This is a genomic window from Micromonospora pallida, from assembly GCF_900090325.1.
Lineage (GTDB): Bacteria > Actinomycetota > Actinomycetes > Mycobacteriales > Micromonosporaceae > Micromonospora > Micromonospora pallida.
The window spans coordinates 4,988,447-5,003,963 of sequence record NZ_FMHW01000002.1 but is presented as its reverse complement, the minus strand read 5'-3'; the positions used below and the strand labels follow the sequence as shown (position 1 = coordinate 5,003,963).

The window sequence follows — 15,517 nt, the reverse complement described above, 5'->3', positions numbered from 1 at the left end:
GGCTTTGTACTGATCCTCACATGATGGCCAGCGAAACGCCCGGACACGGTGGTCAACCTAACGTTGTCGCCGGGTCGTGGTGGCCCGGATCCGGCCAACCGGCGGCTGCCAAGATAGGAGGGTGGAGACCGCAGACCGCGTACCCGCCGATTCGACCCCGCCGGACGGCCAGCCACCGCTGACCCCGCCCGGGACGCCGACGACCCCGCCGCAGGGGCAGCCGCCGGTGCCCGACCGGGCGACGGGGGACACCCCGCCCGGACCAGAACCCGCTGCCGGCCGCACCGGGGAACCGGCCGGGTCGGATTCAGCGTCCGCCGAGCCGGCTGAGCCCGCCGGGGCGGCTCCGGCCGGCGCAGAACCGGCGCTGGTGGACCCGGTGACCCCGCAACAGGCGGCAGCCCCGGCGGCCGGACGTGCGGCGCGTTCCGAGCGCTCCCCGAAGGACATGGCGATCTCGCTGCTGGTGCTCCTCGTCCCGATCGCCCTTCTGCTTGCCTTCTACCGGGGTTTCCTCGGCGGCGAGCAGCCGACGACCGTCGACCCAGCGCCCGCCATCGAGCAGGCGCGGGCGGCGAACGCCTTCCCGGTGGGCGAGCCCACCGGCCTCGGCTCCGACTGGCGTACCACCACGGCCCGGTTCCAGCAGACCGAGCAGGGAGCGAGCCTGCGCCTGGGCTACCTGACCCCGGAGGGGCGGGGGGTCCAGCTCGTGCAGAGCAACGTGCCGGTGGAGCGGCTCCTACCCCAGGAACTCACCGAGCGGAGCCAGCCGCAGGGCGCGCTCGATCTGGACGGCCAGAGCTGGCAGCGTTACACCGCCCGGGGCAACGAGCGTGCCCTGGTACTCCTGGAACCCGCGCGGACGGTGATCGTGGTGGGGGAGGCGAGCGAGAGCGAACTACGCGAGTTGGCCGACTCCGTACGGTAGGGGCACCGCCCGACTGGGTACAGAGCTCCCAGACGGGCACCCCCGTTTCCCGGAATCCCCCTTTCCGGCGCCGGTGACGCGCCGGACGACAACTGGAGACGTCCACGTGAAGATCCGACGGTGGAGTGCCGGCGTTCTCGCCGCCTCCCTGCTTGTACCCGGCCTCACCGCCTGCCAGTCCGACGGCACCCCGTCCACGGCCGAGCCCGCCGCCAGTGGCTCTGCGGCCACCTCGGCGATCCCCTCGGACGCGAAGGAGGCGCTGCTCGCCTCCACCAAGGAGATCAGCGAGGGAAACTTCAGCTTCACCATCAACGGTGGCGAGCTGAACGGTGCTGGCAAGGTGCACATGCCGACCAAGAGCGCCGAGATGTCATTGGTCAGCGGCGATCCCGCCTCGGCCGACCTGTCGATGGAGATGCATCTGGTCTTCATCGACACCGACACCTGGGTTCGGCTCCAGTTCGGCGGGTCGATGGCCACCGCGATGCCGGAGCAGACGACCTCCGGCAAGTACCAGCACCTCGACCGTACCAAGATCAAGGGCATCGACCAGCTGGAGTTCGACTTCACCGACGTCGACCCGGCCGGCAGCGAGGCGCTGACCAAGGCGATCACCGAGGTACGGAAGACCGGCGAGGGGATGTACGCCGGCACGCTCGACCTGACCAAGGCCGCCGACTCCGACCTGCTCGACGCCAACGTGGTCAAGGCGCTCGCCGGCCAGGCCTCGGCGGTGCCGTTCACCGCGAAGCTCGACGCCCAGGGCCGGCTGGTCGAACTCGGTGTCGATGTGCCCGCCGCCGGGGACACCCCGGCGCAGAACCTGGTCGTCACCTACGCCGACTACGGCGCGACGACCGCGGTGCAGAAGCCGCCGGCGGACCAGGTGGTCGAGGCCCCCAACGAGGTCTACGAGCTGTTCAAGTAGGTCCCCCGAGAACGGGTGCGGGGCGGACGCCGTCCGCCCCGCACCCGTTTTCCGTCTCCGGGCCGGCTGTCGCGCCGTACCGTGGGCGCGCTGCGCCCCCTACCTGCCGTCCCCGCCTCTGGGCCGGCGTCCCCGCCGTGGTCGGGGTCCACGCCCAGGGTCAGGAGTCGGCGTCCTGCCGGGCGGCGTCCAGCCGCGCTCGGGCACCGTCCAGCCAGTGTTGGCAGATCTCGGCGAGCCGCTCGCCCCGCTCCCAGAGCGCCAGCGACTCCTCCAGCGACGTACCGCCGGCCTCCAGCCGTTCCACCACCGACGCCAGTTCGGCGCGGGCCTGTTCGTAGCTGAGCCGTTCGGTGTTCTTCTCCTCGGTCATCGCCTGCCATCCCACCACACGCGGCTCACCCGTCCACCGTCGCGGCGAGTTCACCGGCGGCGAGGCGTAACCGCAACGGGTCGCCGGGGGAGACCTCGGCCGGGTCGCGGACGACGTGCCCGTCCGTGCGCTGCACGATCGCGTAGCCGCGGTCCAGGGTGGCGGCGGGGGAGAGGGCGCGCAGCCGGGCCAGGGTGTGCCGCAGGTCGCCCTCGGCGGTGCCGAGCCGGTGGTCCAGGCACCGACCGGTCCGGCCGCGCAGGGCGGCCAGGTCGGCGGCCCGCTGCTCGATCATGACCTGCGGGCGCGCCAGCACCGGACGGGAACGCAGCAGGTCGAGACGATGAGACTCCCGGTCGACGAGGTTGCGTACGGAGCGTTCCAGCCGATGCCGGGCCTGCCGGATGAGGCGTACCTCCTCGGCCAGGTCGGGGACCACCCGCTTCGCGGCGTCGGTCGGGGTGGAGGCCCGGACGTCCGCCACGTAGTCGAGCAGCGGGGCGTCGCTCTCGTGGCCGATCGCGCTGACCACCGGCGTACGGCAGGCGAAGACCGCCCGGCAGAGCGCCTCGTCGGAGAAGGGGAGCAGATCCTCGATGCTGCCGCCGCCCCGGGCGATGACGATCACGTCGACGGACGGGTCGGCGTCGAGCACCTTGAGCGCGTCCACGATCTGCGGCACCGCGCCCGCCCCCTGCACGGCCACGTTGACGGTGCGGAAGTCCACCGCCGGCCACCGGCGGCGGGCATTGGTCAACACATCCCGCTCGGCGGCGGAGGCCCGGCCGGTGATCAGGCCGACCCGGCCGGGCAGGAACGGCGGCCGGCGTTTGCGGGCCCGGTCGAAAAGTCCCTCGGCGGCGAGCAGCTTCTTGAGTTTCTCCAGCCGGGCCAGCAGTTCACCCAGGCCGACCTGGCGGATCTCGTCGGCCCGGAGGCTGAGCGTGCCCCGGGCGGCGTAGAACTCCGGCTTGGCGTGCAGCACCACCCGGGCTCCCTCGCGCAGCTCGGGCGCGCCCGCGTCGAGCACGTCCCGGTTGGTGGTGACGGTGAGGCTCAGGTCGGCCGACGGGTCCCGCAGGGTGAGGAAGACGGTGGAGGCACCCGGGCGTCGGCTGATCTGCGCCACCTGCCCGTCGACCCAGACCCAGCCGAGCCGGGCGATCCAGGCTCCGACCTTCTGGCTGACCACCCGCACCGGCCACGGCTCCTCCGCCGTGCTCCGACCATCCCCGTCACTCACCCGCCCACCCTAATCCCCACCCACCCCACCCCCGCTGTCCCGCCGCGCGGGGGGCCTACGGTCGGCTGCTGCCCAGATGCGCGGCAGCCGATGGCACGTACGATGGGCGGGTGACCGAGGCTCAGGCGACCCCCCAGACCGGCAAGCGCGTGCTCCTGGCGAAGCCCCGTGGCTACTGCGCCGGCGTCGACCGCGCGGTGCAGACCGTCGAGGAGGCGCTCACGCTCTACGGCGCTCCGATCTACGTGCGCAAGCAGATCGTGCACAACAAGCACGTGGTCCGGACGCTGGAGGCCAAGGGCGCGATCTTCGTGGAGGAGAACGAGGAGGTCCCGGAGGGGGCCACCGTCATCTTCTCCGCGCATGGCGTCGCCCCCGAGGTGCACGAGCAGGCCCGGGCCCGGTCGCTGAAGGCCATCGACGCGACCTGCCCGCTGGTGACCAAGGTCCACCACGAGGCGAAGCGGTTCGCCGCCGAGGACTACGACATCCTGCTGATCGGGCACGAGGGGCACGAGGAGGTCATCGGCACCACCGGTGAGGCTCCCGCCCACATCCAACTCGTGGACGGTCCCGAGGACGCCGACAAGGTGACCGTGCGGGACCCGGAGAAGGTCGTCTGGCTCTCCCAGACCACCCTGTCGGTGGACGAGACGATGGAGACGGTGGCCCGCCTGAAGAAGCGGCTGCCGATGCTCCAGTCCCCGCCGAGCGACGACATCTGCTACGCCACCTCCAACCGCCAGCAGGTGGTCAAGGAGATCGCGCCGCAGTGCGACGTGGTGATCGTGGTCGGCTCGCGTAACTCCTCCAACTCGGTCCGCCTGGTCGAGGTCGCCCTGGACGCGGGCGCCGGCACCGGCCACCTCGTCGACTTCGCCTCGGAGATCGACGACGCCTGGCTGGCCGGGGCCGGCACGGTCGGCCTGACCTCCGGCGCGAGCGTCCCGGACGAGCTGGTCCAGGAGGTGCTGGCCCACCTCGCCGCCCGCGGCTTCACCGACGTGGAGGAGGTCGTCACCGCCACCGAGCGGCTGACCTTCTCCCTCCCGCAGGAACTCAAGCGGGACATGCGTACTGCGGCGGCGGCCCGGGCCTGATCGCGCCCGGCCGGCCGAGCGCCCACGCGGCGGCCCGGGCCGGGCCTGGTCCAGCCGGCAGTGCGGCGGCCGGGCCTGATCGCGGTCGATCGGCTGATCGTGCGCCGGCACGGCGATCCGGGCCGAGCGGGCCGGAACGATTCCGTCGCCCGGTGCGTCTGACCGGGCATGAAGACCTATCGGATGGCGCTGCCGCTCCTGGTTGCCTGCCTGGCGTTGGGCGCCTGCGCCGGTCAGGACGGCAGTGGTGACCAGGCTGGCGGCAATCCCGCCAGCTCGAACCAGACGGGAGCGCCGGTGACCACTCCACCCGACGGGACCACCGATCCGGCCGTCCCCCCGGCCCCTGGCGTACCGCCGACCGAACGTCAGCCCACCGAGTGGCCGCCGGGCGGTCCCGGTGCGTCCGCCGCCCCGGGCGGCGCGTCGATCACCGGCACCGTCACCTCCGGGGTCGAGCCGGGCTGCCTGCTGCTCGGTGAGTACCTGCTCGTCGGCGGCCCGCGCGACATGATCAGGTCTGGCGCCAAGCTGACCGTCACCGGCCGGGTCCAGGCCGATCTGATGACCACCTGCCAGCAGGGCACCCCGTTCCTGGTGGACACCGTCAAACCCGCCTGACCCGCCACGCCGGGCGTCACCCGAGCCCCGTTGCGCCCGGCGCCACCGAGCCCCGTCGCGCCGGGCGCCACTGGCCCCGCCACGCCGGGCGTCACCGAGCCCCGTCGCGCCAGGTGTCACCGAGCCCCGTCGCGCCGGGTGTCACCGAGGCTCCGGAACGGAGGAGCCCGCCCCCGCGAGGCGGGGACGGGCTCCGGTGGTGCTCAGGGACGGGTCAGTTGACCGCGTCGACCGAGACCGAGCCACGGCCGACGACCGCGCCCTCGCTGGTCACCACGGCCAGCTCACCGTAGAGGGACCGGCCCGCGCCCGGGGTCGAGGCGGCGGTCACCGTACCGGTGATGCTGGCGGTGCCGCCGTGCGGCAGGGCGACCGGGGTCGCCGAGGCGGCCAGGGTGCCCAGCGCCGGCGCCGAGAACGAGTCCCGGTAGTCGTACGCGGTGCTGGTGCCGGGGCCGTTGACCGCGTAGCCCTCGACCACCACCCGGTAGGTGCCGGCCGGCGGGTTGTTGATGGTCACCGCTTCCTCGGAGTCACCGTCGGCAGCTCGGCCGACCTCGGTGGTCCCGCGGAAGACGTACAGGTCGAGGTCGGCGCCGGGCTCGGCCGGGTTGCCGATCCGGGCGGTGAACGACGTCGCGCCCGCGGGCACCTCGACGGTGTACTGGACCGAAGCACCCTCGGCGATGGTCGGACGCTCGGCGTGGACGCTGGAGAGCGGTCCACCCCGCCCGGACACCGAGACCGGCCCGAGGGTGTTGGACAGCGACCAGGTCACCGGGGTCGGCTCACCGGCCTCGACCGCCGGCAGTTCGACGACGGCCGGCTCCACCTTGACGCCCTGGAGCCGTACGTCGAGCGTGTACGGGTTGTTCAGGGTCGGCGAGGTACGCCGCGACTCCACCTCGATCTCCCAGATCCCGGCGATCGGGTTCTGGTAGTCCCGCTCCTGCGGCTTGCAGGCGGCGGCGTCGGAGAAGTTGGTGTAGCAGCCGAGGCTGGAGGTGCTGTCGACCGGCACACCGTACGGGTTGAAGGCGATGAACCGGGTCTGCGAGCCGGTGGCGATGCCGGAGAGGTTCACCTGGAGCGCGCCGGTGCCCGGGGGCACGGTCACGAAGTACGAGGTGAAGCTGTTCCGGTCCACCGAGCCGTGGGCCGAGTACGCGAAGTTCGGGGCCTTCGGGTCGTTACCGGCGACCACCACGGTGGGCACCTCGAAGTCGATCACGTTGGTCGCCGGGTCGTCGATCGTCATGATCGCGCCGTGCGCACCGGCGGTGGTCGCCTTGGCGGTGACCTCGACCGTGACGGTCTGGTTCAGCGGCAGCGAGACCGTCTTCGGCGCCTTGAAGGTGCCGTCGTTGCCCCGCAGGGTGATCTCGTGCGTGATCGAGCCGGCCGGGCCGCTGGTACGGGTGATCTTGACCGGGTAGGTCTTGGTCTGCCCGACCTGCTGGCCGTCCTGGTTCGAGGCGCAACGGTTGTAGACGCCGACACCCTGGTCCGGGGTCGGTACGAACTGACCGAGCGAGGCGTCGTACTTCGTCAGGAAGTCCGACAGCTCGGTGCAGACCGCAGCCTCGGAGGTGTAGGTGCGGGTCTCCACGCCCTTGCGGAGCAGCTTCCACGCGCCCGGCACGTTGACCATGCCGTAGCCCTGCCCGTACGTCGGGACGTCCTCGATCGGCTTGGCCGAGCTGTACAGCGCGCGGCGCAGCGCGGCCGGGGTGACGCCCTTGTCGGTCGCCTTGGCGGCCGACAGCAGCAGCGCGACGGCACCGGCGGCCTGCGGGGCCGCCATCGAGGTGCCGTTGAGCATCTGGTAGCCCGGGGGCAGCGGGTAGCCGGCCTCGGCGACCGGGCCGCCCGGCTGCCAGGTCGGCGCGGTGGAGATGGCCGAGCCCGGGGCGGTGATCTGCGGCTTCAGACCGCCGTCCTCACGCGGGCCACGGGACGAGAAGTTGAACAGGGCGTTCTTCTTCCGCACCACCGAGCCGTAGTTGGCCAGCCAGGTGTCCTTGCTGATGCTCGCTGCGGTGCTGATCACGTTGGTCGCGACCGACGGGTCGCCGACCGTGTTCAGGCCCGGGCCGGAGTTGCCGGCCGAGAGCACGAGCTGCACGCCGTAGACCTCGACGAGCTGGTTGTAGAGCACGCCGCGGGCGGTCGAACCGTCGTTCAGGGCCGGCAGGCCACCGATCGACATGTTGACCACGTCGACGCCGCGGTTGATCACCAGGTCGGCCATGCCGGTGGTGAGGGCGGCGAAGGTGCAGCCGCCACCCCACGAGCAGGCGCGGGCGGAGACCAGCTTGGCGCCGGGGGCCGCGCCGTCGAAGGCGCCGTTGCCGAGCATGTCGTTGGCGGCGGTGATGCCGGCGACGTGCGTGCCGTGGGTGCTCTCGACGATGCCGATGTTGACGTAGTCGACCAGGCCCGGGCCGCCGGCCGGCCGGGTGTCCACGTCCTCGCGGTACTCGACCACGAACGGGATCTGGTCCCGCACCGGGGTGGCCGGCTTGTCGGTGCCGAAGTGGCCGACGTCGAACTTCTCCTTGTACGGCCGCATCAGGGCCTCGTCGGTGAAGTCGTTGTCCTGGTCGACGTCCACCCAGACGTTGTGGGTCACCGGGTCGTAGAGGATGCCCCAGGTGTCGGTGGTGTCGCCGTCGCGGTTGACGTCACCGGCCGGGTCGCTGGTCCGGGTGATCGACTCGCTGAACCGGTTGAACCGGTAGGTGCCGGCCGGAGCCGTGAAGGTGCTGGTCCCGACGGTGAACGTCGGACCGGTCACCTCGGTGAGCATGGCCCGCCAGCTGGCGTCCTCCAGCGGGTCGGTCGCGGTCACCCAGTCGACGATCTTACGCTCGCCGGTGGTGGTCTTCTGGAGCGCCGGGTGGTCGAGGTCCACACCGGAGTCCATGATGCCGATGGTGACGCCACGGCCGTCCCACTGCGGGTTGTCGGCCTTGAACTTCTCTGCGCCAGTCTCGTTCGTCGGCATGTATGGGTTGACGGCCGGGGTGTCCCCGCCCGGCCCGCTGAGGGTCTCCGCCTGCTCGGCGGTCCGGCTGCCGGCCGGGGCCGCCTCCGGCGTCGGATCGGGGAGCTGGATGACCTCGTCGAGGTCCACCGCGGCGACACCGGGCAGCGTGGCCGCCTTCAGCGCCTTGTCGGTGGGGACCTTGGCCAGGACGTAACCGATGCTGTCGAAGCGCTGGCTGACCGCGCCGCCCAGCTTCTCCACACCGTCGGCGACCTTCTTCGCCGCGCCCTTGTCGGTGGCGACGATCATCGTGACGGTGGGGGCCTTCTTGGCCTCGGCCTCGGCGAGGAGCTTGGCGTCGTGCGAGCCCAGCGCCTCGGCGGCGGTCGCCGGAGCGGCGTCGGGCGCGGAGGGAGTGGCGCTCGCGGTGGCGGCACCACCCGCCCCGGTCATGGCGCCGGCCGCCACGACAGACGCGAAGAGCGCGGCGGAGGTACGCCGGCTCAGGTTGCGGGGTTTACTCACGTTCTCTTCCTCCAGAGAACCAGGGCTCTGCGATGCAGAGCACTCGTGAGCGTGATCTTTCGTGGTGTTGGCAGTCGGTGTCACTAGTGAGCAGGGGGTTGTGACCACCCCGTGACGTAAATCGGACCGCCCTGTCACGTCGATAGTGCTAGTCGTCCATCCCGATGGGCCGAACGGACGAAGTGGACGTCGATTCGGCGGGTTCGACCAGCTCCGGGGCCTGCGGCTGCCGGGGGGCCACCTCCACCTGGGACGGTACGGGCAGCTCCTGGTCGGAGACCCCCAACTCGGCCAGCTTGCGCGCACTGACCAGCACACGCGCCTCCAGCGACCCCACCGCCCGGTTGTACGCGGTCACTGCCGTACCCAGCGCGCCCCCGAGCTTCCCCACGTGCTCGCCCAGCGTGGACAGCCGGCCGTACAACTCGCGGGCCAGCGAGTGCACCGCCACCGCGTTGCGGGCCAGCGCCTCCTGCCGCCAGGAGTACGCCACCGTCCGCAGCAGCGCCACCAGGGTCGCCGGGGTCGCCAGCACCACGTTCTGCCGGAAGGCGTGCTCCAGCAGCGTCGGGTCGTGCTGCAACGCCACGTCCAGGAATGGGTCGGCCGGCACGAACAGCACCACGAACTCCGGGGAGTCGTCGAAGGCCGCCCAGTAGGACTTCGCGGCCAGCGCGTCCACGTGCGCCCGCAGGTGCTTCGCGTGCGCCCGCAGGCGCGCGTCCCGCTCCCGGTCCTCGCGCGCCTCCAACGCGGTCAGGTACGCCTCCAGGGGCGCCTTGGCGTCCACCACCACCGAGCGTCCCCCGTGCAGCCGGACCACCAGGTCGGGGCGTACCTGCCGGTCGTCGGTGGCGGCGGTGACCTGCTCGGCGAAGTCGCAGTGCTCCAGCATGCCGGCGGCCTCGACGATCCGGCGTAGCTGGTGCTCCCCCACCGCCCGCGCACCTGGGGGGCACGCAGCGCCGCTACGAGCTGCCTGGTCTCGGTGCGCAGCTCACCAGAGACCGCGCCCATCGCGCGCACCTGCTCGCGCAACTCGGCGTAGGCGTCGACCCGGTCGCGTTCCAGCTCGGCCACCCGCTGCTCGTAGCGGCGCAGGGTTTCGTGCAGCGGGGCGACCGCCCGGGCAACCGCCTCCTGCGACTGCGCGGTGGCCTCGTAGCCGAGCGCGCGCATCGACTGCTCGAGCCGGCCCTCACCCTCCCGAGCCGCGCGCAGGGTGGCGTCCAGCCGGGCGACCTCCGCCGCTGTACGGGCCCGTGCGGCGAACCAGCCGACCGCGCCGCCGGCACCGAGGCAGACCACCACCACGGCCAGCGTCGAGAAGTCCATCCCCAGAGCTTGCCAAACCGGTACGGCCCACGGCCCGCGGCCACCTCCCGCCGGCCCGTCCCCGTTATCCGAGGTGGGGTAACGGGGGACAGGCCGGGGGCAACGCGCGCTGGTGGGGTCAGCCGGTGTTGCGCATGCCGGCGGCGATTCCGTTCACCGTGGTGAGCAGGGCGCGCTCCAGGGCCGTACCGTCGCTGGGGGCCCGGCGGCCGCCCGGCGCGGTGGCCACCGCCCGGCCGGCCGCCCCGGAGTCGCGGTACTGCCGCAGCAGCGCCACCTGGAGGTGGTGCAGCGGTTCGAGGTAGGTGTCCCGCACCGCGAGGGTGCGCTGGAGCACCGGGGAGTTCTCCAGCAGGGCGGGGGAGCCGGTCACCGCCAGCACTTCCTGCCTGGTCAGCTCGTACTCCTGCTCGATCTTGTGGAAGATCGGGTGCAGCGGCTCCGGCACCAGCGTCTCGACGTACCGGCGGGCGATGGCCAGGTCGGTTTTGGTCAGCATCATCTCGACGTTCGACAGGAACGTACGGAAGAAATGCCAGTTCCGGTGCATCTCGGCCAGCACGTCGGAGAGCCCCGCCTCGCGGGCCGCGGCCAGGCCGGAGCCCACCCCGAACCAGCCGGGGACGATCTGCCGGGTCTGCGTCCAGCCGAACACCCACGGGATCGCCCGCAGCCCGGCCAGGCCCGCGCCGGTGTTCGGCCGCTTCGCCGGCCGGGAGCCGATGTTCAGCGCGCCGAGCAGCTCCGTGGGGGTGGACGCCCAGAAGTACGCCGGCAGGTCCGGGTCCTCCACCAGGGACCGGTAGCGCCGGAACGCCGACTCGGAGACCACGTCCATCGTCGCGTCCCAGCGTTCCAGCATCTCGGCCGGCTGCCGGGGCGCGGTGTGCAGCAGCGTCGCCTGGAGCACGGCGGCCAGGGTCAGTTCCAGGTTCTCCCGGGCCAGCGATGGCAGGGTGTACTTGTCGGAGATGACCTCGCCCTGCTCGGTGACCTTGATCGCGCCGTCGAGCGTGCCGTACGGCTGGGCCAGGATCGCCTCGTGCGTGGGGCCGCCGCCCCGGCCGACCGTGCCACCCCGGCCGTGGAACAACCGCAGGTGTACGCCGTGCCGCGCGGCCACGTCCCGCAGCGCCCGCTGCGCGCGGTGGATCGACCACTGGCTGGTGGTGATGCCGGCCTCCTTGTTGGAGTCGGAGTAACCCAGCATCACCTCCTGCACGTCGTCCCGGGCCGCCACGAGCTTCCGGTACGCGGGCAGCGACAGCAGCTCGTCCAGCAGTTCGCCGCCGGCGTTCAGCTCGGCCGGGGTCTCCAGCAGCGGAACGAAACCGATCCGGGCCCGGCCGCTGTGCACGTCCACCAGGCCCGCCTCCCGGGCCAGCACCACGGCGGCGAGTACGTCGTCCACGCCGAGGGTCATCGAGACGATGTACGACTCGATGACCTCGGCGCCGAACCGGTCCTGTGCCTCGCGGACCGCGCCGAAGACGTCGAAGGTCTTCCGGGCCCCCTCGGTCAGCGGGGTGTCCGTGGTGGAGAGCGGCCGGCGACCGGTCAGCTCGTCGGCGAGGAGCTTGGTCCGCTCCAGCCGGGTCAGCGACGGGTAGTCGTCCACCTCGCCGACCGCCTTGTAGAGCTGGGCGAGGACGGCGTGGTGCGCCTCGGCGTGCTCGCGGATGTCCATCGTCGCCAGATGCAGGCCGAACGCCGAGACGGTACGGATCGTCGAGGCGAGCCGCCCCACGGCGGTGAGCTGCCCGGAGTTGCGAGCCAGCGAGGCGCGCAGCAGTTCGAGATCGGCGACCAGCTCGGCGGAGCCCCGGTAGTCCCGCCCCGGCACGTGCGCGGTGCCCTGGCGCAGTCGCTGCCGGGTGTTGGCCAGCTTCGCCTTCACACACCGGGCCTTCAGCCGGTACGGCTCCTCGGCGTTGACCCGGCGGAACCGGGCGGCCACCTCGGGCAGCGCGTCCAGGTCGGTGGCGAGGCTGGCGGAGAGGTCGAGCGAGACACCGCGCAGCCGACGGGAGACCGACACCTCGTTGATCAGGTGGTCCATCGCCCGCTCGGTGGCGGCGATGCCGTGCTCGTGCTGGATGACCAGCACCTCGCGGGTCACCGCCGGGGTGACGAACGGGTTGCCGTCCCGGTCGCCGCCGATCCAGGTGCCGAAGGTCAGCGGCCGGGCCGTCGGCGAGGTCTCCACCCCGAGGGCGCGCAGCGTGTCGGCCAGGTCGTCGAGGACCTGCGGGGCGGCCTCGGCGTAGAGGTCGCGCAGGTAGTAGATGGCGTTGCGGGCCTCGTCGGTCGGGTCCGGCCGGTCCAGCCGCAGCTCGTCGGTCTGCCACATCAGGTCGAGCAGCTCGGCCAGGCGACGGTTCGCCGGCCCCTCGTCGCTCGCGCCGTAGAGGATCGCGTTGGCCGTCTCGGTGTCCAGCTCGTCGGCGATGGCGCGCAGCTTGGACAGGATCGAGCGGCGGGCCGCCTCGGTCGGGTGGGCCGTGAAGACCGGCCGGACCGCCAGCCGGCGGGCCGCCGAGGCGATCTCCTCCGCCGGTACGCCCCGCTCCGAGATCATCGTGGCGGCCTGGTCCAGCCAGCCGCCCTGCACGGCACGGCGGCGGCGCAGGTCCCGCGCGCGGTGCACCTGCTCGGTGATGTTGGCCAGGTGGAAGTAGGTGGAGAAGGCTCGCGCCAGCTTGGTCCCGGTGGTCACATCCAATCCGCCGAGGCGCTGGGCGGCGGCCGGGGCGTCGGTACGGACCTGGGCGCGGATCTCCTCGACCAGGTCGAGCAGCGGGCGCCCCTCCTGGCGGGCCAGGGTCTGCCCAAGCAGGGTCCCCAGGCGGCGGATGTCTGCCCGCAGCGCGGCGTCCGGCCCGTCGTGGTCGTGCTGGTCGGTCACGGGGTGCGCTCCTTACGTGAGGACGAAGGACAGCGCTGTCCGACTCCCTGGATCGTATCCGCGTCGCCCGCGCCCGGGGGAGCGGCCCTGAGATGTGGCTCATTGCGTGGGAACCACCGGCTGTGCTTTGTACGATCCCTCGGCCGGCCTGCGTGGCTGTGCTGCGGGGGATCGCTCGGCCGGCCTGCGTGGCTGTGCTGTGATCGCTCGGCAGGCCTGCGGGGGATCATCCGGCCGTGCTGCGGGGGGATCAACTCGGCCGTCCTGCGGCGGTGGGGAAAACGGGTTGGGGCGGCCGATACCGTCGGGTCATGGTCAGCCGCATGTATCCGCCGAAACCGCGCCCCGGCGACCGGGTCGCGGTGGTCTCCCCGTCCGCCGGACTGCCGGAGATCTTCCCGTACGTGCACGAGCTCGGGCTGCGCCGGCTCCGGAAGGAGTTCGGGCTGGAGCCGGTCGAGTACCCGACCACCCGGGTGCTGGGTGCCGACCCCCGGGACCGGGCCCGGGACCTCACCGCCGCCTTCGCCGACCCGTCGATCACGGCGGTGCTCGCCACCATCGGCGGCGACGACCAGCTCACCGTCACGCCCCACCTGGACGACGCGGTGCTGCGGGCCAACCCGAAGCCGTTCTTCGGCTACTCCGACAACACCAACCTGCTCAACCACCTGCACCGGCTCGGTCTTGTCGGCTACCACGGTGGGTCGGTGCTGGTGCACCTCGGTCGCCCCGGCGCACCGCACCCGCTGACCATGGAGTCGCTGCGCGCCGCCCTCTTCACCTCCGACTGGTACGAACTGCGCCCGGCGCGGGAGTGGGGTGACGAGCCGCTCGACTGGAACGACCCGTCGACGCTGGACATCGAGCCGCCGATGTTCCCCGGCACCGGCTGGACCTGGGCCGGCGCGCAGCGCACCGTCGAGGGGCCGGCCTGGGGCGGCAACCTGGAGATCCTGCACTGGCTGGCCGCCGCCGACCGGATCGCCCCGGCTGTCGAGCTGGCCGGCGCGGTGTTCGTCGTCGAGACGTCGGAGGAGCTGCCGTCGGCCGTCGAGGTGTACCGGATGCTGCGCAACCTGGGGGAGCGAGGGCTGCTCGCCGGGTTTCCCGCCGTCCTGGTCGGCCGGGCCAAGGCCTGGGACTTCGCCCGCCCGCACACCGTCGAGCAGCGCCGCGAGTACGCCGACGCGCAGCGCGCCGCGATCACCCGGGCCCTCACCGAGTACGCCCCGGACGCCGTGATCGTCTTCGACGTCGACCTCGGCCACACCGACCCGCAACTGGTCATCCCGTACGGCGGGGACGTACGGGTCGACGGCGTGGCCCGCCGAATCACCGTCCGCTACTAACCCCGTCCCCGTCTCCTTGTCCCACTCCCACCCGGCCCCTCGTCCCGCCAGGCCCCCCGTCCGGGTCTAGGCCGGCTTGATCCACTCCAGTAGCCGATATCGGGGTATCCCACTCGACCGGATACCCCTTATTGGCGAAATTGAGACGGGATTGCGCGGCAGGGGCGCGCTACTGGCCAGCCCGCTCCCGGACGAACACGCCGGCGCCGGGCGCGCCGTCGACGAGTCCACGCGCCTTGAGCCAGTCGACGGCGGAACGTACGACCTGGCGGGACACCGCGAATTCGGCGCAGAGCTCGGTGCCCGAGGGCAGCTTGCTGCCCGGCGGGTACTCGCCTGACTCGATGCGCTCGGTCAGGGCGTCGATGAGCTTCTGTTTTTCGTGTACGCAGGCATCGCTACTCCGACGTCTCCCGGACGAACACCCCCTCGCCCTGGCGGCCCTCGATCAGCCCCTCGGCCTTGAGGATCAGCAGCGCGGTGCGCACCGACCCGTACGAGACGCTGTACGTCTCGATGAGTCCCTGGGTGGTCGGTATCTGGTCACCGGGCTTAAGCTGCCCGGCCTGGATCTGGTTCCGGATGGCCGAGGCCACCTTCTCGTACTTCGGTGTGTTCACGGATGTCTCCCTGGCTCGCGGAGCCAAGTAGAGCACCGGAAATCGACAGCGTCTATTACGTCGGCAATGTCGGCAATGTCGACGGAGAGTCATATGAGGTGTGCGCTCGCCCTGGCTCGCAACCGGGTGGGTGCCGTAATCAAGGGCGGCCCAGGTGGAGGAAGGCCCCCCATCTGGGCCTTGACCGGGAAGGAGCCCGGCCCATGGCCAACCTACCCAGCCCTGACCATCCACCCTGGTGTTTGCGTGGCCCCGACTGTGCCGGGCCGAATGACCTGCACCTGTCCCGCCTGGTTGGCACCGCGGTCCGGGGCGACGAGGTGATCCAGGCGCGGCTCGGCCTGTGGCGGATGGACGTCGCCCCGATCCCGCCCACCGGCCTGCTGCTCGAACTCTCCGCCGGTGAGTACGTCGAACGATGGCCGCTCGACCTGGCCCAGTCCCGGGCGCTGGCACACCTCGCCGGCCGTCTGGTCCGTCGACTCCCGTCGTGGCCGGCGCGCGTTGCTGCCTGACTGGCCCTTGATCCACTCGAGTTGCGGCAAGTTGGGGTGTCCCGCGTCGGGATGAGCCCAACTTGCCGCAATCGGTG

12 protein-coding genes and 1 pseudogene are annotated in these 15,517 nt (G+C 72.0%); 6 read left to right on the top strand and 7 right to left on the bottom strand.

The window, feature by feature from the left end:
* The first annotated feature begins 121 nt into the window (after positions 1–121).
* A complete protein-coding gene (locus tag GA0074692_RS20645) occupies positions 122–931 on the top strand; it encodes a DUF4245 domain-containing protein (protein WP_176738524.1) in 810 nt (269 codons plus the stop codon).
* Between the two features lie 106 nt (positions 932–1,037).
* On the top strand, positions 1,038–1,862 hold the full coding sequence (locus GA0074692_RS20640) for a hypothetical protein (protein WP_091646836.1): 825 nt from the start codon (positions 1,038–1,040) through the stop codon (positions 1,860–1,862).
* A 160-nt stretch (positions 1,863–2,022) separates the two neighbouring features.
* Here the strand turns inward: GA0074692_RS20640 and GA0074692_RS20635 are convergent, their stop codons facing one another.
* Together GA0074692_RS20635 and xseA are read right to left on the bottom strand one after the other, a co-directional pair.
* Positions 2,023–2,235 carry an exodeoxyribonuclease VII small subunit gene (locus tag GA0074692_RS20635; RefSeq protein ID WP_091646835.1) on the bottom strand — a complete coding sequence of 71 codons (213 nt, stop codon included), beginning with the start codon at positions 2,233–2,235 and terminating at the stop codon, positions 2,023–2,025.
* A gap of 25 nt (positions 2,236–2,260) precedes the next feature.
* Positions 2,261–3,478 (bottom strand): exodeoxyribonuclease VII large subunit, encoded by a 1,218-nt coding sequence (gene xseA / locus GA0074692_RS20630; protein ID WP_091646834.1) that lies wholly within the window; start codon positions 3,476–3,478, stop codon positions 2,261–2,263.
* A 110-nt stretch (positions 3,479–3,588) separates the two neighbouring features.
* Here xseA and GA0074692_RS20625 point away from each other — a divergent pair, with 110 nt between their 5' ends.
* Both GA0074692_RS20625 and GA0074692_RS20620 read left to right on the top strand, forming a co-directional pair.
* Positions 3,589–4,578 (top strand): 4-hydroxy-3-methylbut-2-enyl diphosphate reductase, encoded by a 990-nt coding sequence (locus tag GA0074692_RS20625; protein ID WP_091646833.1) that lies wholly within the window; start codon positions 3,589–3,591, stop codon positions 4,576–4,578.
* 168 nt (positions 4,579–4,746) lie between these two features.
* Positions 4,747–5,199: a hypothetical protein gene (locus tag GA0074692_RS20620; RefSeq protein ID WP_091646832.1), complete on the top strand. Its 453-nt coding sequence runs from the start codon at positions 4,747–4,749 to the stop codon at positions 5,197–5,199.
* A 214-nt stretch (positions 5,200–5,413) separates the two neighbouring features.
* On the opposite strand, the gene GA0074692_RS20615 is transcribed toward GA0074692_RS20620, so the two are convergent.
* The 3 genes and pseudogenes from GA0074692_RS20615 to ppc form a co-directional block, all read right to left on the bottom strand.
* Positions 5,414–8,713, bottom strand: a complete 3,300-nt coding sequence (locus GA0074692_RS20615) for a S8 family serine peptidase (protein WP_091646831.1) — start codon at positions 8,711–8,713, stop codon at positions 5,414–5,416.
* Between the two features lie 148 nt (positions 8,714–8,861).
* Positions 8,862–10,048, bottom strand: a pseudogene (locus GA0074692_RS20610) (DNA recombination protein RmuC).
* 118 nt (positions 10,049–10,166) lie between these two features.
* A complete protein-coding gene (gene ppc, locus GA0074692_RS20605) occupies positions 10,167–12,953 on the bottom strand; it encodes a phosphoenolpyruvate carboxylase (RefSeq protein WP_091646830.1) in 2,787 nt (928 codons plus the stop codon).
* Between the two features lie 311 nt (positions 12,954–13,264).
* Between ppc and GA0074692_RS20600 the strand changes: the two genes are divergently transcribed.
* Positions 13,265–14,305, top strand: coding sequence for a S66 family peptidase (locus GA0074692_RS20600; RefSeq protein WP_091646829.1), 1,041 nt, complete (start codon positions 13,265–13,267; stop codon positions 14,303–14,305).
* A 169-nt stretch (positions 14,306–14,474) separates the two neighbouring features.
* On the opposite strand, the gene GA0074692_RS20595 is transcribed toward GA0074692_RS20600, so the two are convergent.
* Complete coding sequence (locus GA0074692_RS20595; RefSeq protein ID WP_245730716.1) at positions 14,475–14,651, bottom strand: winged helix-turn-helix domain-containing protein; 177 nt, start codon at positions 14,649–14,651, stop codon at positions 14,475–14,477.
* A 52-nt stretch (positions 14,652–14,703) separates the two neighbouring features.
* Positions 14,704–14,925 (bottom strand): winged helix-turn-helix domain-containing protein, encoded by a 222-nt coding sequence (locus tag GA0074692_RS20590; protein WP_091646827.1) that lies wholly within the window; start codon positions 14,923–14,925, stop codon positions 14,704–14,706.
* Between the two features lie 203 nt (positions 14,926–15,128).
* On the opposite strand from GA0074692_RS20590, the gene GA0074692_RS20585 reads away from it, so the two are divergent.
* The gene (locus tag GA0074692_RS20585; RefSeq protein ID WP_141725361.1) at positions 15,129–15,440 is read left to right on the top strand and encodes a hypothetical protein; all 312 of its coding nucleotides are present in this window, start codon (positions 15,129–15,131) and stop codon (positions 15,438–15,440) included.
* Positions 15,441–15,517 lie beyond the last annotated feature (77 nt).

Excerpts from the sequence above, each read along its gene's own strand:
- GA0074692_RS20635 (WP_091646835.1), bottom strand. The coding sequence starts at position 2,235 with ATGACCGAGGAGAAGAACACCGAACGGCTCAGCTACGAACAGGCCCGC.
- GA0074692_RS20620 (WP_091646832.1), top strand. The coding sequence starts at position 4,747 with ATGAAGACCTATCGGATGGCGCTGCCGCTCCTGGTTGCCTGCCTGGCG.
- GA0074692_RS20600 (WP_091646829.1), top strand. The coding sequence starts at position 13,265 with ATGGTCAGCCGCATGTATCCGCCGAAACCGCGCCCCGGCGACCGGGTC.
- GA0074692_RS20585 (WP_141725361.1), top strand. The coding sequence starts at position 15,129 with ATGGCCAACCTACCCAGCCCTGACCATCCACCCTGGTGTTTGCGTGGC.